The organism is Mycobacterium numidiamassiliense, from assembly GCF_900157365.1.
In the GTDB taxonomy this organism is placed as follows: Bacteria; Actinomycetota; Actinomycetes; order Mycobacteriales; family Mycobacteriaceae; genus Mycobacterium; species Mycobacterium numidiamassiliense.
Genome location: NZ_FUEZ01000004.1, coordinates 405313 through 424739 on the forward strand (window position 1 = coordinate 405313; position 19427 = coordinate 424739).

Sequence of the window (19427 nt, forward strand, 5' to 3'; positions counted from 1 at the left end):
TGCTCGAGTCGCGGGCCTTTGGCCGTTCGGATGCCGTCACATTGTGGTCCTATCACATGTTCTGTTACACGGCCGGTTCGGCGACCATGTCGAAGAACGCGGCACCCGAATCCGGGATCCGATTCTGCTTGAACACGTTGACGGCGTAGGAGACCAGGATCATCGAATACAGCAGCTGCAGCAGCTTTTCGGCGTCGTCCGGCAGGTCATTGATGTCGAGCCCATTCAGGTAGGCGATGGCTTCTTCGGCCCTGGGCGCCACGGCGTCGTAGAACGAGACCAGATCGTCGTAGGGCTTGGAAAGTCGCGCCTCGTAGCGCTGAGCCCGGGTCGGCAGCGCCCAGTCGGCGACAAAGGGATCGAGATCGGCGAACCCATCGGGCAATCCTGAATCAGACATCTTGCCTCTTCGTGTTGGCGGCGCGATAGCCGTCCACCGTGTCGCGGATGACGGTGTGGAACTGGCGGATCAGCAGCTCCTGGTCGCTGAGGTGAAAAGTGTTCTGCGCCCGGGTTTTCAGCGCGGAATGGGTGGCCTCGATGGTGTTCACGTCTTGCATCGCGAACTCGATCGTGCTGTCCACCACCAATTCCTGCGCCAGGCGGTCGGTCGCGTTGGCCGGCGGTACGAAATACATGTCGATCTCGTAGATGTGCGTATCGACGGTCTCGGGCCAGTAGGTATAGGTGATGTAGTAATTGCGGGCCCACAGCTGGATGGAGATGTTCGGGAAGACCCAGAACTGGTCGTTGCCCCAGGACGCGATGCCGCCGCGGTTGAGGAACCCGGACTCGCCCAGGCCCCCGTTCTCCAGGCCGATATCGGGAATGTCGTCGGGCCCGAAAAGCCCTGCGCGGAAGAGCTTGTAGACCCAGCGTTGGTCTTGGCGGGCGGGTCCGGCGGTACCGGGCTCGCGGGCCGGCAGCGGCGGCGGTCCGGGAACCGAGGTCAGCATGTGCGGCCGGAATAGATCGTAATGATAGGAGTCGACGGGCGGCACCATCTTCTCGGCCTTGGCGACATCGGGATCGATGAAGCGACCGTGCACATACGGCGGGTGATACCACTCGCAGACCGAGTCGACGGCCAGCTTCCAGTTCCCGTTGATCCGGGTGGAAAAGCCGTAGTGCTGCGTCATCTTCTCGAACGGGTAGGCCTCGATCGGCAGCAGTCCGTCGCCGAGGAAACTGCGCAGCGGGACCGGGTCGTCGGCGAGATTGATGAAGATGAAACCCGCCCAGACTTCGCAGTGCACCGGCGGCATCCGCAGGGTGCTCTTGTCCAGGTTGAAAAACTCGCCCTCGTTGGTGATGTGGTTGACCTTGCCGTCCAGACCGTAGCGCCAACCGTGGTACTTGCAGGAGAACGCGCGGCAGCTTCCCGAGCTTTCCCGGCCGGGATGCTCCTGCCACACCACCTTGTTGCCCCGGTGGGCGCAGACATTGTGGAACGCGTGCACGGTGTCGTCCCGATCGCGGGCGATCACGATCGAGGCAAGACGCCCCGGCAGGTCGCGGGTGAAGTAGGACCCCTTGCGCGGCAGCCGCTCGATTCGCCCGACGCACAACCAGTTTCGCTCGAACACCGCCTTGCGTTCGTCGGCGAAGAACTCCTCGGAGATCGAGTCCTCGTAGTTGACGGGTGCGGTGCCGAGTTCGGGATAGTCGGTGGTGAACTTGCCACGGCCCGTCGAGAGCCGCTGCTGGATGCTAGTCACGAGGGGACTCCTTCACTGTGCTGGCCACCGTTTGCCGTAGTGGACCAGGGCTCTTGGTCCCATGCCCGATCCAGTGGGGCCATCTCGCCACCGAACGGGAAGAACACGCGCTGGGCATAGGTTTCGCGCCCCAGCCCGTGGCCGAGCTCGTTGACGAACGCGCGCTTGAGCGGGTTGGTGAAGAGCTGGCGCGTGTAGCGCAGCGTCAGCGGTGGCCGCTTGATCAGTTCCCGGGCATGCTCCCAGGCCCGGTCCAGCAGCTTGTCCTTAGGGAGTACCTCGTTGACCACGCCCCAGTCCTTGGCTTCTTGGGCGCTGAGCTTCTGGCCGGTGAGCAGGAAGTAGCGCGCGCGGTTGTGCCCGGCCAGGACGCTCCAGATCACGTGCTGACCGTCGCCGGGCACCTGCCCGCGCGGAAAGTGCGACGCGTCCTGGAAGTAGGCGTCCTCGGAGGCCAGCACGATGTCGCCCATGATTGGCACCTCTGAGTGCATGTTGCACGGGCCGTTGACCGCACTGATCATCGGCACGTCGACATCGAGCACATTGAAGATCAGATGCCTTGCGTACCAGGCCTTCTCGTCGAGCTTGTTCGTTCCGCGGATATCGGGCATGGCTTGGTAGATGGGGTGCTCCGGCGGTTCGCCGTTGGGTAGGCGACCCCAGTTGGCGTTGTAGTTCTCCCCCGTGCCGGTGTGGATGAGCACCTTGATCTCGCGATCGCCCGCGATGTCGGCGAACGCGTCCGACATCTCGTCGTGTGCCTTCCAGCTCCACACCAGGCTGTCACCATCGGTGTGGCACTGCATGAACAGGATTCCGTCGTCGGTGAGTTCGAACCTGTAGTTGGCATAGCTGTTCTGATACTCGCTGTATCTGGTTCGCTTCGCCATAGAGCTGCCTCATTCCCGCAGTGCTGAGCTGATCTCTGCGCAATTTGAGCGATCGCCCAAATGCTGCCAGGTGCCATGCTCGCACCTCAGGCCGCGGTGGTCAAGGCATTGACAAGCCGCGGGCAACGCTCACTGGCCGTGCAGCAGGGCCACCACGGGGGCGAAGGACTCGATTTGGGTCTGCTGCACCGTGACGTAGTTGACGCCCAGTGTCTCCCGGCTTGAATGCAGCTGTTCCACAACGCTTTCCGACGAGCCGATGAGAACGTTGGGATGGTCGCGCAGCAGGTCGGCCTCCAGGCCCGTCGACTTCGCCAGTTCTGCCAGCACGGTTTCGGGATCGTCGGTGATCGCGGTGAAGTAGGGGGAACTCTCGACGTCAAGCCCGCCGTAGCGCTCGCCGGCGGCCGCGCGGACGTACTCGATCCTGCGCTGCGCGACGGCTTGTGGATCCAGGCCATCGGCGTCGCGGGCCACGAACGGCACGCTGGAAATGCTCACGATGTCGGCTTCGCGGCCGGCCAGCGACAGGACGCGCTGGCCACCACCGCCGATCATGATCGGCGGATGCGGTTGTTGCACCGGTCGTGGCCTCCCCGCGTATCCGTGCACACGGACGAAGTCGCCGGCGTAGTTCAGCTCGTCGCCCTGCCAGTGTGCCTTGATGAGGGCGACGACCTCGGCCAGCTTGGCGATGCGCCTACCCGGACGGTCGAACTCGACGCCCAGCGCGTCGTATTCGACGCCGCTCCAGCCGGCTCCGATGCCCAATTCCAGGCGGCCGTCGGAGAGCAGATCGAGCGTCGCCGCTTCCTTGGCCAGCACGGCGGGCACGTGATAGTCGATGCAAAACACCCGGCACCCAACGCGCAGCGTCTCGGTCACCGCGGCCGCCGCAGCCATCGCCGCGATAGGGGCAAGGTCCTGTCGGGGTGTGCGGGCCGCTCGCTGCGCGGGGCCCGGGCCAAGATAGTGGTCCGCGAGGAAAAGCGTTGTATAGCCGAGGTCTTCGACCTTGCGAACGGTATCGCGCCACTGCCGGCCGCCGGCGGCGTTGGTCGCTTGCACTGCGAAACGAAACGGTGGCCTGTCCATCCACGGACCCTAGATTGGGCGCTGTTCGATATTCAAGGCCCGTTACTTGACCGCCGTCGACGCGGGGTGATAGGCATGGGAAGCCAATCAGTTGGGCGATCGCTCAGGAAGGTGGGTGCGCGCTTGAGCGCGAAGACGGCTGTGGTAACCGGTGGTGCATCCGGAATTGGCCGCGCCGTTGCGGAGCGATTGCGCGGCGACGGCTTTCGCGTGGCCGTCATCGATCTCGATGCCACCGACGACGGAGCCGGCTACGTCGCCGACGTCACCGACCGAGGCCAGGTAGACGCCGCCGTATCGGCGATCCGCGAAGCGTTCGGCCCGATTCAGGTGTTGGTCAACGCGGCCGGGGTCGAAGGTTTCAAGAAGTTTCTCGACATGGGATTCGACGACTGGACCCGGGTGATCAACGTCAATCTGAACGGTGTGTTCCACACCATCCAGGCCGTGCTCCCCGACATGGTCGAGGCGGGATGGGGACGCATCGTCAACATCTCGTCGTCCAGCACCCACTCCGGACAACCGTTCATGGCTCACTACGTGGCGGCCAAGTCGGCCGTCAACGGGCTGACCAAATCACTGGCCCTCGAATACGGCCCGAGCGGCATCACCGTCAACGCCGTACCGCCCGGGTTCATCGACACACCGATGCTGCGCAGCGCCGAGAAGCGCCACCTGCTCGGTGGCACCGTGGAAGACCACATCGCACGCACACCGGTACGGCGGGTCGGCCGGCCGGAGGACATCGCCGCCGCGTGCGCCTTCTTCGTGTCCGAAGAGGCCGGCTACGTCACCGGCCAGATTCTGGGCGTCAACGGCGGTCGCAACACCTGAGAGGGACGCATGTATCAGCGAGACGAACTCTTCATCGACGGCAAGTGGGCAGCGCCGGAATCCGGATCGGTCATCGAGGTGATCTCGCCGCACAGCGAAGCGGCCATCGGCCACGCGGCCTGCGCGGGACCGGCGGATGTGAATCGGGCCGTCGAGGCCGCCCGGGTCGCGTTCGACGCGGGTCCGTGGCCGCGCATGCAACCCGCTGAACGAATCGACGCGCTGGGCCGGCTGGCCGACATCTACAAGGAGCGCCGCGCCGATATGGCCGCGCTGATATCGGCCGAAATCGGCGCACCCATCAGCTTCGCCAAGATGGCACAGGTCCGGCTCCCGCTGACCATGATCTCCGCCTTCTGCGGTCTGGCGGCCAATTACGAATGGCAGCTCGACCGTCCGGGCTTGTACGGCAAGAACATTCGGATCGCCAAGCAACCGGTCGGCGTCGTCGCCGCGGTGGTGCCGTGGAACATGCCGCAATTCCTTACCGTCACCAAGGTGGTGCCCGCGCTGCTGGCGGGCTGCTCGGTGGTGCTCAAGCCCGCGCCCGAGTCGGTGCTCGACGCGCAATTGCTCGCGGAAATGGTCGAGGCCGCGGGGTTGCCGCCCGGCGTGCTGAATGTGGTGCCCGGCGGTCGCGATGTCGGCGAACTTCTCGTCGGCCATGCCGGTGTCGACAAGGTGTCGTTCACCGGTTCGACGGCCGCCGGCCGGCAGGTGGCTCGCGCGTGCGCCGAGGGCCCGAAGCCGGTAAGCCTCGAGCTGGGCGGCAAGTCGGCGGCGATCGTGCTCGACGACGCCGATCCCGGCGCGACCGCCACCGGGATACAGATGGCCAGCCTGGCCAACAGCGGCCAGGTGTGCAACGCGCTGAGCCGGATCCTGGTGCCGGAGGCGCGCAAGGGCGAGTTCGTCGACGCCTTGGCGGCCGCCGTGCGATCGATGACGGTGGGCGACCCGGCGGATCCCAACACCCAGATCGGTCCACTGGTGGCGCAGCGCCAGCAGGAGCGGGTCCGCGGCTACATCGAGTCGGGCCGCGACGAAGGGGCCCGCCTGGTGGTCGGCGGCAGCGAGATGCCGGATGGGCTCGAAACCGGTTGGTACGTAAGGCCGACGGTGTTCAGTGATGCCACCAACGACATGCGGATCGCGCGCGAGGAGATCTTCGGTCCGGTGCTGACCGTGATTTCCTACCGTGACGAGGACGAGGCGATCCGGATCGCCAACGATTCCGAATACGGGCTGGCCGGCTCGGTGTTCACCGCCGACACCGAGCGTGGATACGGCGTCGCGGCTCGGGTGCGGTCAGGCACCTTCGGCGTCAACGAGGGCTACATCATGGACCCGGCGGCACCGTTCGGCGGCGTCAAGAACAGCGGCTACGGCCGCGAACTCGGCACCGAGGGCATCGACAGTTACACCGTGAGCCAATCGATTTCGGTTGCGGCAGCGCCGAACTGACTAGAACTTCTTGACCGCGTTAACTATCCGGCTGAACGATAGGCCCGACGCGACCCCCTTGCGCAAGCTGCGCTGCATGAAGCTCAAATTGCCCAGTACCAGGTAGCGGACTCCGTAATCACGCCACTGCGCGACCTGCTCGACGATTTCGTCTGGCGTTCCGGTAAGCGCTGCGTCCTTCAGCACGGCCGCCGGGACATTAGCGACGTGGGACAGCGCCGTATGTTCGTCCATGCCGTGCGGGAGTATGTCCTGCGCTCCCGCGAAGCCGGCTCCGAGCGGGTGCTGTGCACCGTGGCGGCCGAAAACCTCATCGGACGCGTTCAGCCCAAAAGCCCGGATTAGTTCGGAATCGAGTGCCTCGTCGACGTCTTCGTGACTGCGGCCCGTGACGACGAAGATCTGCAGCGCCGGGAGGATGGACATGGGGTCGCGCCCGGCGTCGGACGCGGCCGACCGAACGGCGTCGAGACGTTGTTTGTAGTCCACCGGCCGGTGTGGGAAGGACGGAAAGTAGGCGTCGCCATAGCGCCCCGCGGCGCGCAGCATTCGCGGGCCGTGGCCTGCGATCCAGATCTCGGGCCACCTGCCGCGGTAGGGCGGCAGCTCGAAGACGGCGTCGCGCAGCGGGAAGTAGGGCGAGTCCCGGTTGACGAGTTCGCCGCCCGAATCCCAGAGGGCGCGGATGGTGGCCATCGCTTCCTCAAATCGCGCGACGGGTTTGGACCAGTCGACCCCGTACGGCTCGTTTCCTTCCCGTTCGCCGGGGCCGATGCCCAAGATCGCCCGCCCGCGGGTGAGCAAGTGCAACGTCGCGGCGGCCTGCGCAGTGACGGCAGGGTTGCGCCGACCGCTGTCGGTCACACCGACGCCGAGGCGCAGGCGACCGACCCGGTTGCGGGCAGCGATGTGGCCGAGCATGGTCCATGGCTCCAGTGCCGCGTCAATCTTCGGTACGAGCTTCGTCAGGCCGCAATACTTTTGCTTCCACAACGAGCGTGGGAACAACTGATTCAGGTGGTCAGGAACCCAAAACGAGTCGACTCCCCGCGTGACTGCAGTCAGATAGTTGGCCCGGGTGAAGGCGTCGGCGGCGGGCCGCGCAGCAAGAATCGGGTCCACCACGCCCACCCGAAATCCGGTCACGGTTTGCCCCTTCCGGCCGCGGTTACGGGCGTCTCAGCCTAACCGGCCAGAGGGCGGCGTGCTGGTCGCCAGGTTTAGGAAACCAGCAGGTTGGGGACTTGCTCTTCATCCCCAGCTATCGGAGGCTAAGAGCGTGGCTGAAAGTTTCCAGGACGTCATCAAGTCCAAGTACCTGCTGTTGACGACCTTCACCAAGGACGGACGTCCCAAGCCGACGACGATATGGGGAGTGCCGGAGGGTGACACTCTTCTCGTCATCACCGACGACGGGTCGTGGAAGACCAAGCGAATCAACAACACTCCCCGGGTGACGATCGCCAAGAGTGGGGCGCTGGGCAAGCTCAAGAGCGAAGAGGTCGAGGGCGTCGCCCGGGTGCTGCCGAAGTCCGAGACGCGGCGGGTGTACAACGCAGTGCTCAAGCGGTACTGGTACCACGCCCCGTGGTTCTACGTGCACTCGATCGTGCGCGGTGGCATCGACAAGGTGCACGTCGGCCTGGAGATCAAGCCGGCCGCCTAGGCTCGGCGTTAGGCGATCGCCTAGTCAGCTGTCTCGGCGGTGCGCGGGTGGGGGGACTCGTAGCGCAGCAAGTACTCCTCGATCAGCCGCAGCGTCTTGTGGTGCCCGGTGGTGATGCCCAGCCGATTTTCGATGCTGATGGTGCGGCCGATGCTGGCGATGAGGACCGCCACGACCTCGGGTGGCATGGCGTCGCCGGAGGCATGGTCGCGCAGGATGAAGGTCAGTGCGGCGATCTGGGCCTCGCGGGATCGCTGCGCGCCGGCCGCCAATTCCGCGCGGATGGCCTTGCGATGGTTTCCCAACGCCATGAACTCCATCGTCAATCGCGAATCGCGGGAATCAATTGTCATGTCCCACAATGCATGTAGCGGATTGTCGGATGCGAGTGCGCGACGCTGCACGTCCAGGTTGATCTCGGTGCCGCGACGCAGCACGGCCAGGTACAGGTCGTCCATCGTCGGGAAGTAGTAGTAGACCACGGCACGTTGCACGCCGACCTTCTCGGCCACCCTGCGCGACGTCGCCGCGGCATAGCCCTCTTCGAGCATGATCTCGGCGGTCGCGTCGAGGATCTTCTCGCGGGTGCCGGTGTCGCGATTGCCGGCTCGGTTCGGTGTAGCCACGTGCCCGTCCTGTCCTGTTTGGGCTCGGTCTGGACCCGGTCTCTCGTCTCTTGACCCTCGTCGCGCCGGGATGCTAAGCATATGCCCAACATATTGTTAGGCGATCGCCTGATGAAGTAGCGAGCCTGGGTCAGCGGTAAAGGAGCCCCCATGCCTGGTCTGCGCATAGGCGTCATGCACAACACCATTAATTCCAAATACGGTCCCAAGCCGTTGATCCAGGCCGACTACCTCACCGGGTTGGCCGCAGGCGCCGACTCGTTCTGGGTGGCCGACCATTTGAACTCCGTGCTGCCATCGTCGATGTGGAAGCCCAAATACGTTGGCGCCGCCAAGATTATCCCCAAGATGGACGCGCACGTCGAACCGTGGACGATGCTGGGTTACCTCGCCGGGCACAACAAACTGGGCCGCATGACGCTGGGCGTTGCGGTCACCGACACCGGGCGTCGCAACCCGGCCGTCACCGCGCAGGCGGCCGTCACGCTGCACCACCTCACCCGCGGGCGAGCCATTTTGGGCATCGGGACAGGAGAGCGCGAGGGCAACGAACCCTACGGCGTCGAGTGGTCAAAACCCGTGGCGCGCTTCGAGGAGGCGATGGCCACCATCCGGGCGCTCTGGGACTCGGGCGGCGAACTCGTCAGCCGTGAATCGGCCTACTTCCCCCTACACAACGCCACCTTCGCTCTTACCCCGTACAAGGGCAAGTGGCCCGAGATATGGATCGCCGCCCACGGGCCCCGAATGATCCGGGCGGCAGGCCGGTATGCCGACGGCTGGTTTCCCGGTACCACCCGGGCCAGCGAATACGGCAAACAGCTCAACGATTTACGCACGGCCGCCTCGGACGCGGGACGCGACCCGATGGCGATCACCCCAGCGGGAATTCGGTTCATCCTCACCGGGCGATCCCAAGACGAGATCGACGAGATCGTCGACTCGGAACTGGTCCGCCTGTTCACGCTGAACTCCCCGGCCACGGACTGGGCGCGACACGGTGCCGAGCACCCGATGGGCGCGGATTTCAAAGGCGTGCAAGACCTTGTCCCGCAACTGATCGACGAGCAGACCGCGCTGTCCTTTGTGTCCAAGGTTCCGCGCGAACTCGTCAAGGAACTCTTCGTTGTCGGGATGCCCGACGACATCGTCGACCAGCTGGCCGAGTTCCGCGACAACGGCCTGCGCTGTCTGGTCGTCGGCAACATGGGCGCGCTGCACCCCAAGCTCTCCAAAAGCGCGGCAGCCACCACGCCGTATGTCAAAGTCCTGCGTCGGCTGAAGAAGCTCTGACGCGAAGGCCAAGCGGCCCAATGGATTTCCATGTACCGTCGAAGGGACAGAGGCGATGTTCACCGGCCCCATTGAGGATCGACTCAAGATCCGTGAGCGATTCGACAGCTACAGCGACGCGGTATCCAGGGTCGCGCTCGACGACTACGTGGCGTGCTGGACCGACGACCCGATCCGGCTCGGCACGGGCGGTGAATTCCACGGCCTGGACGAGCTGCGCGCGCACTGGGACGGCATCTGGCGCGCGGTGGAAACAATGGCGTTCGTCACGCAGATCGGCGCCATCGAGATCAGCGGCCAGGATGCGCACGCCCGTTCGTATTGCCAAGAGACGCTTCGCTTTCGAAATGGTCAGACACACCAGCTCGTCGGCGCCTACGACGACGAACTGAAGAGCGTCGAAGGTGACTGGTTGTTCTGCAAGAGGACCTACCGCATTCATATCGCAGGCTAGGGTGGACGCGTGACGCAGGACGGAACTCGCAGAACACCCCCGATCTTGGGGTTGGTCGCGGCCGCCCGCCTCGGCGTGGGAGCCGCGATGTTGCTCGCGCCGGACCGGTTCTTCAAGCCCGAATCGGGAACCGAGACGCTGCTGATGCAGACGATCGGGATCCGCGACCTGGTCCTCGGATCCGGCGGGTGCGTCGCCTGGCTGCGGGGCGGCGGCGAATTCCGCCGCTGGGCCGCTTTCGGTTTGGTCAGCGATAGCGCGGATCTGCTGCTGGGCCTGCGCAGCACCGCCCTCGTGGGCAATAAGAGCGCGCTGATCGCGATCCTGGCTCCGGTGCCGTTCATCGGCGCGGGACTGCACGGCTTCGCGCGCGGCCTTCGGCGGGAGCGGCAGCCTTAGCCGCTGGCGCTGCGCAGGGCGTCGATGGTGTCGGCGATGGTTTCGTAGGGATCCCGGTAGGTGATGCCGAGTTCGCGTTCGCTGGGCGAATCATCCGACGCGGGTATCTGCGTGTAGTACTGCATGCCTGCCGAGGTGAACGGCGTCTCGAAGGGAAGGAATCGCCCCGCCGCATCCAGAACTGCCCCCGCGACGCGCAGCGCGGTGTCGGGAATCGGTACGGGAAGCATCGTGGTGTCGGCGGCCCTGCCGAGCAACGACGCGAGTTCGGTTGGGGGAACCCGGTGTCCGCCGGCGGTGTAGCGGCGGGGGGCACGGCCGGGCTCCAGCAGCGCGGCGTGCAACGGGGCCAGGTCGCGGACGTCGACAATCAGCCCCCCGCCGCCGCGCCCGGGGATCACGTGCATCTGCAGCGCCGCCTTGACGCCCTCGCCGACCTCGCCGTATTGGTTGCCGACGGGCGGACCCAGGACCATGCCGGGATAGGTGATGTTCACCGGCGCACCGGCGTCTTGCAGGCCGCGGGCATAGATGTCCACCTGCGCCTTGGACGTTCCGTAGCCGTCGGCCCCGCCGACCACCGGCAGGTCGGCCGTCATCGTCTCCAGGTTGGGATGAAACAGCGCGGTGAAGCTCGACACGTGCACGATCGGATCCAGGCCGAGTTCGACCGCCTGGCCGAGCACGTTTTGCGCGCCCTGCATGTTGGTGGTCAGCATCTCGTTGGTCTGCCGCGGGTCGGTGGCCACCAGGGCGGCACTGTGCACGACGGCATCGCAGCCCTGCAACGCCTCGCGCACCGAGACGCGATCGACGATGTCACCCACCGAGAAGTCCGACACGTCGACGCCCAGCTGGGCGACCGAAGTCTGCAGCCGATCGGTGTTTCGCACCAGGAATCGAACCGAATGCCCCGCGTCCGCGACGGCCTTGGCCGTCCAGCCGCCCACAAATCCGGTACCGCCCGTGACCAGAACGCGCATGGTGCGATCCTCTCAGCGCCGCCGTGTCGGGGCGGCAGCGGGGCGAGGGCGGCTACAGGTGACTGGCGACGAAGTTCGCGGCTTGGTTCGTCATACCGTTCATGCCATAGGAAGCGTGGGCCGCGGGATCGGCGCCGCCGCCGCAGATCGGATCGCCGGGAGCGCACAGCTGCAGCGTCTTGGACTGATACAGCGGGCCGATGGCGATGTCCGGTGCGCCGTACTTCTCCAGGAACTGATCCGACGGTGTGCCGAACAGAGTGACCGCGGCGACGTGGTTGGCGATGTCTGGCGCCATCGGGGCCGGTACCGAGGAGACGGGCACGCCCTTCGGCACGGCCGACGAGGTTACGAAACCGGCCACGGCAGCACCTTGCGAGAAACCGCCCAGCACTTCGCGGGTCTTGGGACAACTCGCCGCCATCGACTCGATGTGCGAACTCGCGTCACGAATCCCGTCGATGAACGTCGGTACGAAATCGGGACTGCCAAAGTCGCTGCTGGCCTGGTAGTTGACCGGGTACACGGCAAGCGAGCGACCGCCGATCGCACCGCGCAGCGCGTCGACGAACGACCCGCCAATGCCGCCGACACCCGGGGGCTCACTCGTGCCGCGGGCGAACACCAGATCGACATCGGGGCAGTCCGCGTTGGCCGACGGGGCCGGCGTGGACAGCCCGAGGCCACCGGCCAGCAGTGCGCCGATACCAACGGCCGTCGCGACTCGGCCCATCCGCTTCATGATCAACTTCACGACGTCCATCTTTCCGTAGCTGTTACCGGTATTCGATGCTGACGCCGAAAAGGATTGCCCGCACCATCGCTTCTCAATCGCCTGCAGAAAAAAAGCGACCAGCAGGTTTACCCACGTCTTCAGTAAACCTGCTGGTCTTAGTCGGGAAGTTACTTCTTGAAGACGTCCTTCACCTTCTCGCCGGCATCCTTCAGGCTGGACTTGGCCTGATCGCCGCGGCCTTCGTTCTTGGTGTCATTGTCACCGGTCGCCTTGCCGATCGCTTCCTTCGCCTTGCCGCCCAGGTTCTCGATCTTGTTCTTGATCTTGTCTTCGGTGCTCATGTCTTCGCTTCTCCCTCGTTCGATTTTCGGTTCCCGTTTCGGCTACCCCGCAGCGCGATCCCGAAACCCGGGCACGATCTGTCACCATGGGGTCGTGAGCACCGCGGTGGTGGTGGGGATAGTGGCGGTGCTGATGCTTCTGGGCATCGGCATGGTGACCAACCAGCTGCTGCGGCTCAAAAAGTTCTTGAAACAAGCCCCTCCCGAACCGCCGCCTGGTGGCGACGGCCCTGCGGAACCGGACGGCTAGAACGGCTGGTGTTGCGGGCGGTTGCCGACTGATAGCTTCTGGTGATGGCGCCACATCGGGGTGATGCCGCCGCGGTTGCTTCAGCGGCAGGCCCGCGAGGATTCGCGGCACCGTGAGACCCGCAACGCTGCTCGCCACCGACGACGGCCTGCCCCGCGGTGTTTCGGGGGCCGCCGATCCGCGGTTCGTCAACGTCGTCAAGATCTTTTCGCAGCTGTTCCCGGGTCGCCGGTTCGGCGGCGGGGCGCTGTGCGTGTACATCGACGGGGCGCCCGTGGTCGACGTCTGGACGGGGTGGTCCGACCGGGCCGGAACGAACCGCTGGACCGCCGACACCGGCGCAATGGTCTTCTCGGCGACCAAAGGCGTCGCGTCGACGGTGATCCACCGGCTCGCCGATCGGGGCCTGCTGTCCTACGAGGATCCGGTCGCCGAATACTGGCCCGAGTTCGCGGCCAACGGGAAAGCCGACATCACGGTCAGCGACGTGTTGCGGCATCGTGCCGGGCTGTCGCACCTGCGGGGCGTCACCAGGACCGAGTTGATGGATCATCTGGCCATGGAGGCGCGGCTGGCCGCGGCGCCCGTCGACCACTTGCGCGGTGTGCAGGCCTATCACGCGCTGACCTACGGATGGCTGCTGTCCGGCCTGGCCCGCGCAATCACCGGCAAAGGCATGCGCGAGCTGATCCGCCAGGAGGTCGCGCGTCCGCTCAACACCGACGGATTGCATCTCGGTCGCCCTCCGAAAGGCTCGCCGACCACGCCGGCGCAGATTTTGATGCCGCAGGGCGGGCTGCAGAACCCGCTGTTCAATTTCATCGCCCCACGAGTCGCCGGCCTGAAATATTCGGGTGCGCTTGGCGCGATGTATTTCCCCGGCATCAAGTCTCTGATGCAGGGCGACACACCGTTCCTGGACGGTGAGGTGCCCGCGGCCAACGGCGTCGTGACGGGCCGCGGCCTGGCCAAGATGTATGCCGCGCTGGCCAACGACGGCCGCATCGACGGCAAGAAGTACCTGTCCAAGGAGTTGGCGCGCGAGCTGACGGGGCAAGCAGCACGGGTCAAGTGGCCGGACGCAAACATGGTGGTGCCCATGCCTTTTCATCTGGGTTACCACGAGTCGCCGGTTCCCGGCCTGCTCAAGGGCTTTGGTCACGTCGGACTGGGCGGAACACTCGGCTGGGCCGATCCCGAATTCGGCAGCTCATTCGGCTTCGTCCACAACCGGCTGCTGACCCCGATGGTGTTCGATATGGGATCGTTCGCCGGGTTGGCCGGTCCGCTGCGCAATGCCATCGAGGCGGCCCGTCATCAGGGTCCTCTCGAGGTGCCCAAGCTCGGCGCGGCCTACCCCAAGGCCACCCGACGCCGGGCGAGCGTCCCCGCTACGGCCGCGTCGGGGAGCGCTTAGCCCATCGGTGAGTCGCCGGCGACACGCCCTTATCGAATATCGTCTGCAGGCATGATCGCCGCCGGGCTAGCGCTGTAGGCCGGTATCAGCCTGTGGCAGCTCTGGTGCTTGCACTTGTCGGCTTGGCGCTGCTGGACTCGCTGAATGTCCTGAACGCGGGCGTTGTCTCGGCGGTGATCTTCACCAGCCGGCTCGATCGCCGGTCCCCGATTCCGGGAGCCCTGAGCTTCATCGGTGGGGTGTTCGTGGTGACCACCACCTTCGGCGTGTGCACAGTGCTCGGCCTGAGCTTTTTGACCAGCCTTCTCGACTTCCACGTGACACCGGCGATCAGGTTCCGGGGAGAGCTGATCCTCGGGGTCCTGCTGGTCGGCCTGGCGTTTTTCCCCCTGACGGCGCAGTCGTCGGCGCCCGGTTGGGCGATGGCCGCCATGCGGGACCGTCCGTGGCTGCTCGGCCTGCTCGGGCTGGCGGTGGGGACCGGGCAGGCGCCCACCGACGTGCCGTACCTGACGGCCTTGGCAATGCTGGCCTCGCTGCACCCGCGACCGGCGATCTGGCCGGCGATCATCGTCTGCTACTGGGGCATCGCCCTGTCGCCCTCCCTGCTGATCCTTGGCCTGTCGATGCGGCGAACGGTACGAGCCGCGCGCATCCAGCGCGCCCTGGTCCGCGCGCTGACCCGCTACGGCCCGCTTTCGGTCCGGCTGCTGTTCCTGGTGTTCGGTGTGGGGCTGGTGGCCGATGCGCTCGTCAACCACAGCGCGCTGTGGTGATAAGCCAGAGTTCACCGATCGTTCAGGCCCGCCCGCGACAGGACGGGTATGGCTCCTACTATGAGCCGCTTCAAAGCAGTACTGATGTCAGTGGTGGCGTTGTCCCTGTGCGCCGCTCCGGCGGTCGCCAGCGCCGACCCGGACGCCACGTCGAAGTACCTGGCCACCCTTGAGCAGCACAGCATCTCCTACAAGGACCCGGTGCAGATGGTCCAGATCGGGACCACGCTCTGCCACGATCTGCGCCATGCCGACGGTCCGCCGCAGGCAGCCGTGAGCAAGATTCAAAGCTCCGGCTTCACGGACAAACAGGCGAATGTGATCGCGGCCAGCGCGGTGTTGGCGTTCTGCCCGGACATGGACCTTGACGCGCCCAAGAAGCCTTCCAGCTCCTGACGGTCAGACCGTCGGCACGTTGCCGCGGGGCAGCGTCAGCGGGAGGTCGGCGTAGGTGGCGATGCCCGGCGCCGCGGCGACGACCGCGGGGATGGCGTTGATGGCCGGCATAGCCGTCATGATGTGACCGAGGTCCATGAACTCCTCGAGCGTCGTGGCCTCGAAGTAGGGCGGCGGCAGGAAGCCGACCTTGGTCGTCACCGTCGGCTGTCCGTCGATCTGGATGACCCACCCGTCCTGTTCGATCTGCCAGTCGGGCTCCAGCGTCTGGCCCTTTTTCCACCGCACATTCAGATCGATCACGGTGTTGCCACCGACGATGCCCTGCCAGCTGATGTAGACACCCGCGACGCATCCCGCCGGGATGGTCCAGGACGCCATCTCCAAATCGGCCGTGGTCTGGGCGAATTCGGCGACACACTTCACCTCGTCGAGTTCGACACCGAGCGCGTCGCCCACCAGGCGGACCGCCTCGCCGAAGATAGCCGTCCCCTTGGCGGCCATCGCCTGCAGCTCGGGGTGGTCGATGGGCTGGCCGAAGCCGACCGGCTTCTCGGTCTCGGGGGAGTCGTAGAAGGTGGTGTCGGCGGCCTCGTTGACGGTGACCTTGTCGATGCGGTTGCACACCATCGCCGAGACGATGGCCAACAACTCGGCGAAGCCCGGGCTGACGCCGGACCCGAAAATGGTGGAGCCGCCTTTTTCGCAGGCTTCCAGGAGCCGGTCGCGGCCGGCGCCGAGGTTGTGTCCGGTGATGAACGACGCCGTCGTCACCACGTTGACGCCCGCGGACAGGATGCGGACCAGCTCGTCGACGTCGATCCACATCGGGTTGTAGACCACGCAGTCGGGTTTCAGCGCGAGCAGCGCATCGACGTCGTTGGTGGCCGCTATACCCACCGGTGCGATCCCGACGAGGTCGCCGGCGTCGCGGCCCGCCTTCTCGGGTGACCAGGCGTAGAGCCCAACCAATTCCAGCGTGGGGTTGGTGACGATGGATTTCAGTGAACTTTTGCCGACGTTTCCGGTGTTCCACTGAACCACTCGATAGTTGTTTGGCACTCGCTCAGCATAGGGAATCTTAGGCTGCCTTAGTAGGCGGATTCGGCGGCCAATATTTCGGCCAGAAAGGCGTCCGGCGGCGGAGCGTCCAACCGGGCCCGCGCCCAACGGCGGACCCGCTCCCGCGTCTCGCGGGTCTCCGCGGTGTCCGAGAGCCGGGCGCCGACGATCACCACCGTCGCCGGCCAATCGTGGTCCCAGGCCACCGCCTCGGTGAGCGGTCGCTGCTGGGCGTCGAGCAGCGGCAGGGTGGCGCGGCCGTCGCCGTCCAGGACGCCGGTGCCGGTGACGGCACCGGACTGCAGTTGTACCGCGATGCCCGTGCCAGGGTCGGGCCCGATGATGGCCGCCCGGACGGCGGCGACGGGCGTCGCACCGGTGGCCTGCACGCTCCACTGAACGGTGTCTTCGGCCGCATCGAAGATCGCCGGCGGAACCCCGGTCCATCGGATCGAGGCGACGCCGTGGGCGATGGCGGCCCCGCCCCGCGAGTCGGCGTCCGAACCCGCGGCCAGCGCGTAGTCGCCGCGGCGATCGCTGGGCAGCGTCAAAATCATGCTCGAATCATCAAGTGCCGCAAACAGTTCAGGCCACTGCGCGTCGTCGACGCCGATGTCGTCGGCAAGTCCCGCGCCCGCGCGCACCAGATCCACGACCCGCGGATCGTTGTCGGCGACATGGCCGATCAACGCAGTGGCATGCGGAGCCAGCAGCTGGGCGACGTCCGAATCCAGTGTGTCATCGGTGAAGAAGCCCTGCGCACCGACGGTCAGCAGCGCCACCTCGACGTCGAGCAGGGCCCGGTCCAGGCCGGCGATGCCGTCCAGTCTGCTGGCGGGCCACCATCTGCGCAGCCAATGGCCGATGGCCAGCCTGCGCAGTGGGTCGACCGATCCCGGGACGATGTCGACGCCGGCGAGCTCGATGCCCTGCGTTGCCGCGCCTTCGACTGCATCGAATGCGGATGCCAGTGCGACGTGGCCGGATTCACCGAGAACACGCCAAAGCCAGTCGGCGCGGGCCACATCGGTGAAGGTGATCTCGACTCCGGTGTCGTCGGGCGGATCGTCGACCGTCCACGACAGCACCGCGCCACTGACCTCCAGAACCGCGGCCAGGGGCGTGTCGGGGGTGATGGGTCCGGTCCGCCAAAGACCGGAATCGGCAACCAATCTCATCCGGCCACCTGCAATTCCAGCATCGCCTTGATCCGCTGGCGGTGATCGAGGCTGACCGAGCGTGCGACTCCTTCGAGCAGGGAGCGGACGTCGTCGACGTCGTCGCAGGGCTCCTGCCATACGTCGCGGCCGTGCAGTCGCGCCCACAGCCGGCTCAGGTACGGCTGTGCGTAGGCCGCCAGGTCTTCGACCACTTGCTGCTGGCGGGGATGGATCGGTCCGCCCTCGGCGAGATAGCGCCGCGCGTGTAAGACGTACGCCTCCTTGCGCAACCGAGCCTGGATCTGCGCGGCCAGCGCGTATCGACTGGCGAGCGATCGATCCAGTGGAGCCAGCTCCACCGACACCTCGATGCCGGCGACGAGTGTGGCCTGTTTGTCCTCCGACAGCAGCCCCCACGGCGCGCAGGCCCGGTCGACTTCCTCCTCGCACAGCAACGGAATGTCGGGTAATGCGTCGCGGTCCAGCGCGCGCCGCAAAGTCGCCCGCACCCGGTTCACCACACTGCGATCCAGTGGGCGATCACCGTCCGCACCGCCGGATACCGCCGGTGGTTGTTGTGGCACAGCCGAACTCAAGCCGAGTTCGACGATCGACCACGGCAGCCGGGCAGATTCGAGATGGGCCGCGGCGCCCAGGTTGTATGGTGTGGCATCGGCAATGATCGCCGACCAGACCCGCTGGCGAGCGATTGCGGCGCGATGGCCGGTGGCGGCGCCGAGCACCGTGGCGAGCTCGGCCATGAAACCGGCGGTGACGATGTCCTGACCCGATTCCGAGGCCCGCACGTCGCGCCAACTGCGGTCGAGTTGAGCCGCCAACGCGGGTACGACATCGGGACTTGCCACGTATTGGTGCAGCAGTTCCATCGCGGTGCGATCCCGGCTGTGGTGAACCTCGCGCAGCGCCGTCGCCGCCGTCTCGTGATCATGTTGCGCCGGTGGACCTTTCGTCACCGCAAGCTCGAAGCACACCGGGAAGTACAGTTCCTGGGCATTGCCGGAGCGAATCCGCTGCCTGCGCCGCTCGAGCTTCAGCGCCTCGAACCATGCTGCGGCGGAACGTAATTCGGCAGCGTTGCCGACGATCAAGTCGCGCATCGCCGCGGCCGTGGCGGCGTCGACCACCGGGGCCGAATACTGCGGGTTGGAGCGCAACCGCAGCACCAGCGGGTCGAGAATGCGTTTGACCGTTCGGGTCAACGGGCCGCCGTCACCGCTGCTGAGCACCTCGACGCCGGGACCGATCGCGCGCCATGCCGCGTCGATCACCGACCGGCGTGGATGGCCGACGGCGACAGCCAGCTGCGACTCCGCACTCATCTGCACAGGATAGGGGCATTCCGAAAAGAGCGGCAGCGAAAAAGTTGGGTTCGGTAGCCGGTGGCGACCTAGAGCCTTATCGCATGAAAAGGCTCACGATGCTGTTGACCGGCGCCGAAATCGCACTCATCACAAGCGCTCTGCTGTACCTGGCGTTTCACCAAGTCTGGACGACGTTCGTCGGCGTCGTTGCCGCTGCCGTCGCGGTGGTGCTCATCGTCCGGATCGAGCTGGCACGACGCCGGCACGCGGCCGGCCGCGCCTTAGGAGTCGGCACCGTGTGCGCGTCGTGCACCGAATTGACCGCCGCTGCCGACGTCCACCACGTCTTCATCGAGGTGGTCGCCGTGTCGGGGGAGACGTTCATCGGTAAGCTGGCGCGCTGCGGCGACGGCCCGGACATGTCGGTCTTGCGCCCCGGGCTTGTCGTGCTGGTGGCGTTCGATCCCGATGCCCGCGAAGAACTTTCGCTGCCCGATGACGTCCTGGCGGTGCGGGCGTCGTGGCTGGCCGCGATCTGAGCT

At 66.0% G+C, this 19427-nt stretch carries 23 protein-coding genes; 11 read left to right on the forward strand and 12 right to left on the reverse strand.

The annotated features are described in order from the left end of the window. Positions 1–64 precede the first annotated feature (64 nt). From MNAB215_RS10315 to MNAB215_RS10330, 4 genes are all read right to left on the reverse strand, one after another. A complete protein-coding gene (locus MNAB215_RS10315) occupies positions 65–400 on the reverse strand; it encodes a hypothetical protein (protein WP_077078780.1) in 336 nt (111 codons plus the stop codon). Then, entirely contained in the window at positions 393–1718 is a 1326-nt protein-coding gene (locus MNAB215_RS10320) for an aromatic ring-hydroxylating oxygenase subunit alpha (RefSeq protein WP_077078781.1), read from the reverse strand. Before MNAB215_RS10320 ends, MNAB215_RS10315 begins: the two co-directional genes overlap by 8 nt. Then, positions 1715–2611: an enoyl-CoA hydratase/isomerase family protein gene (locus MNAB215_RS10325; RefSeq protein WP_077078782.1), complete on the reverse strand. Its 897-nt coding sequence runs from the start codon at positions 2609–2611 to the stop codon at positions 1715–1717. Before MNAB215_RS10325 ends, MNAB215_RS10320 begins: the two co-directional genes overlap by 4 nt. A 129-nt stretch (positions 2612–2740) precedes the next feature. Further along, complete coding sequence (locus MNAB215_RS10330) at positions 2741–3706, reverse strand: TIGR03621 family F420-dependent LLM class oxidoreductase (RefSeq protein ID WP_077078783.1); 966 nt, start codon at positions 3704–3706, stop codon at positions 2741–2743. Between the two features lie 75 nt (positions 3707–3781). Between MNAB215_RS10330 and MNAB215_RS10335 the strand changes: the two genes are divergently transcribed. Both MNAB215_RS10335 and MNAB215_RS10340 read left to right on the forward strand, forming a co-directional pair. Next, a complete protein-coding gene (locus MNAB215_RS10335; RefSeq protein ID WP_077078784.1) occupies positions 3782–4540 on the forward strand; it encodes an SDR family NAD(P)-dependent oxidoreductase in 759 nt (252 codons plus the stop codon). Between the two features lie 9 nt (positions 4541–4549). Continuing rightward, positions 4550–6004, forward strand: coding sequence for an aldehyde dehydrogenase (locus MNAB215_RS10340; protein ID WP_077078785.1), 1455 nt, complete (start codon positions 4550–4552; stop codon positions 6002–6004). On the opposite strand, the gene MNAB215_RS10345 is transcribed toward MNAB215_RS10340, so the two are convergent. Further along, positions 6005–7150: an LLM class flavin-dependent oxidoreductase gene (locus MNAB215_RS10345; protein ID WP_077078786.1), complete on the reverse strand. Its 1146-nt coding sequence runs from the start codon at positions 7148–7150 to the stop codon at positions 6005–6007. Between the two features lie 133 nt (positions 7151–7283). Here MNAB215_RS10345 and MNAB215_RS10350 point away from each other — a divergent pair, with 133 nt between their 5' ends. Further along, a complete protein-coding gene (locus tag MNAB215_RS10350) occupies positions 7284–7670 on the forward strand; it encodes a PPOX class F420-dependent oxidoreductase (RefSeq protein ID WP_077078787.1) in 387 nt (128 codons plus the stop codon). 20 nt (positions 7671–7690) lie between these two features. On the opposite strand, the gene MNAB215_RS10355 is transcribed toward MNAB215_RS10350, so the two are convergent. Then, positions 7691–8296, reverse strand: a complete 606-nt coding sequence (locus MNAB215_RS10355) for a TetR/AcrR family transcriptional regulator (protein WP_077078788.1) — start codon at positions 8294–8296, stop codon at positions 7691–7693. 150 nt (positions 8297–8446) lie between these two features. On the opposite strand from MNAB215_RS10355, the gene MNAB215_RS10360 reads away from it, so the two are divergent. The 3 genes from MNAB215_RS10360 to MNAB215_RS10370 are packed head-to-tail and all read left to right on the forward strand — an operon-like array spanning position 8447 to position 10442. Further along, positions 8447–9589 carry an LLM class flavin-dependent oxidoreductase gene (locus MNAB215_RS10360; protein ID WP_077078789.1) on the forward strand — a complete coding sequence of 381 codons (1143 nt, stop codon included), beginning with the start codon at positions 8447–8449 and terminating at the stop codon, positions 9587–9589. Positions 9590–9644: 55 nt separating this feature from the next. Continuing rightward, positions 9645–10043: a nuclear transport factor 2 family protein gene (locus MNAB215_RS10365; protein WP_077078790.1), complete on the forward strand. Its 399-nt coding sequence runs from the start codon at positions 9645–9647 to the stop codon at positions 10041–10043. A gap of 9 nt (positions 10044–10052) precedes the next feature. Then, positions 10053–10442: a hypothetical protein gene (locus MNAB215_RS10370; protein ID WP_083746088.1), complete on the forward strand. Its 390-nt coding sequence runs from the start codon at positions 10053–10055 to the stop codon at positions 10440–10442. On the opposite strand, the gene MNAB215_RS10375 is transcribed toward MNAB215_RS10370, so the two are convergent. The 3 genes from MNAB215_RS10375 to MNAB215_RS10385 form a co-directional block, all read right to left on the reverse strand. After that, on the reverse strand, positions 10439–11425 hold the full coding sequence (locus MNAB215_RS10375) for an SDR family NAD(P)-dependent oxidoreductase (protein ID WP_077078791.1): 987 nt from the start codon (positions 11423–11425) through the stop codon (positions 10439–10441). The two genes, MNAB215_RS10370 and MNAB215_RS10375, sit on opposite strands and share 4 nt — an antisense overlap. A gap of 52 nt (positions 11426–11477) precedes the next feature. Beyond that, complete coding sequence (locus MNAB215_RS10380) at positions 11478–12158, reverse strand: cutinase family protein (RefSeq protein ID WP_245830431.1); 681 nt, start codon at positions 12156–12158, stop codon at positions 11478–11480. Positions 12159–12328: 170 nt separating this feature from the next. After that, on the reverse strand, positions 12329–12502 hold the full coding sequence (locus tag MNAB215_RS10385) for a CsbD family protein (protein WP_077078793.1): 174 nt from the start codon (positions 12500–12502) through the stop codon (positions 12329–12331). Positions 12503–12596: 94 nt separating this feature from the next. Here MNAB215_RS10385 and MNAB215_RS29715 point away from each other — a divergent pair, with 94 nt between their 5' ends. The 4 genes from MNAB215_RS29715 (at position 12597) to MNAB215_RS10400 (ending at position 15341) form a co-directional block, all read left to right on the forward strand. After that, positions 12597–12752, forward strand: a complete 156-nt coding sequence (locus tag MNAB215_RS29715; RefSeq protein ID WP_165691561.1) for a hypothetical protein — start codon at positions 12597–12599, stop codon at positions 12750–12752. 112 nt (positions 12753–12864) lie between these two features. Further along, positions 12865–14169, forward strand: a complete 1305-nt coding sequence (gene lipL / locus MNAB215_RS10390) for an esterase/beta-lactamase LipL (RefSeq protein WP_077078794.1) — start codon at positions 12865–12867, stop codon at positions 14167–14169. A 92-nt stretch (positions 14170–14261) separates the two neighbouring features. Further along, positions 14262–14945 (forward strand): GAP family protein, encoded by a 684-nt coding sequence (locus tag MNAB215_RS10395; protein ID WP_077078795.1) that lies wholly within the window; start codon positions 14262–14264, stop codon positions 14943–14945. A gap of 60 nt (positions 14946–15005) precedes the next feature. Continuing rightward, positions 15006–15341, forward strand: coding sequence for a DUF732 domain-containing protein (locus tag MNAB215_RS10400; RefSeq protein ID WP_165691562.1), 336 nt, complete (start codon positions 15006–15008; stop codon positions 15339–15341). Between the two features lie 3 nt (positions 15342–15344). Here MNAB215_RS10400 and MNAB215_RS10405 read toward each other — a convergent pair whose 3' ends face one another. From MNAB215_RS10405 to MNAB215_RS10415, 3 genes are read right to left on the reverse strand one after another with little or no spacing between them, the layout of a single operon-like run. Further along, positions 15345–16403, reverse strand: coding sequence for an NAD(P)H-dependent amine dehydrogenase family protein (locus MNAB215_RS10405; protein WP_077078797.1), 1059 nt, complete (start codon positions 16401–16403; stop codon positions 15345–15347). Between the two features lie 29 nt (positions 16404–16432). Next, positions 16433–17581, reverse strand: coding sequence for a hypothetical protein (locus tag MNAB215_RS10410; RefSeq protein WP_077078798.1), 1149 nt, complete (start codon positions 17579–17581; stop codon positions 16433–16435). After that, on the reverse strand, positions 17578–18903 hold the full coding sequence (locus MNAB215_RS10415) for a hypothetical protein (RefSeq protein WP_077078799.1): 1326 nt from the start codon (positions 18901–18903) through the stop codon (positions 17578–17580). Before MNAB215_RS10415 ends, MNAB215_RS10410 begins: the two co-directional genes overlap by 4 nt. Before the next feature lie 206 nt (positions 18904–19109). Between MNAB215_RS10415 and MNAB215_RS30670 the strand changes: the two genes are divergently transcribed. Next, positions 19110–19424 carry a hypothetical protein gene (locus MNAB215_RS30670; RefSeq protein WP_077081910.1) on the forward strand — a complete coding sequence of 105 codons (315 nt, stop codon included), beginning with the start codon at positions 19110–19112 and terminating at the stop codon, positions 19422–19424. Positions 19425–19427 lie beyond the last annotated feature (3 nt).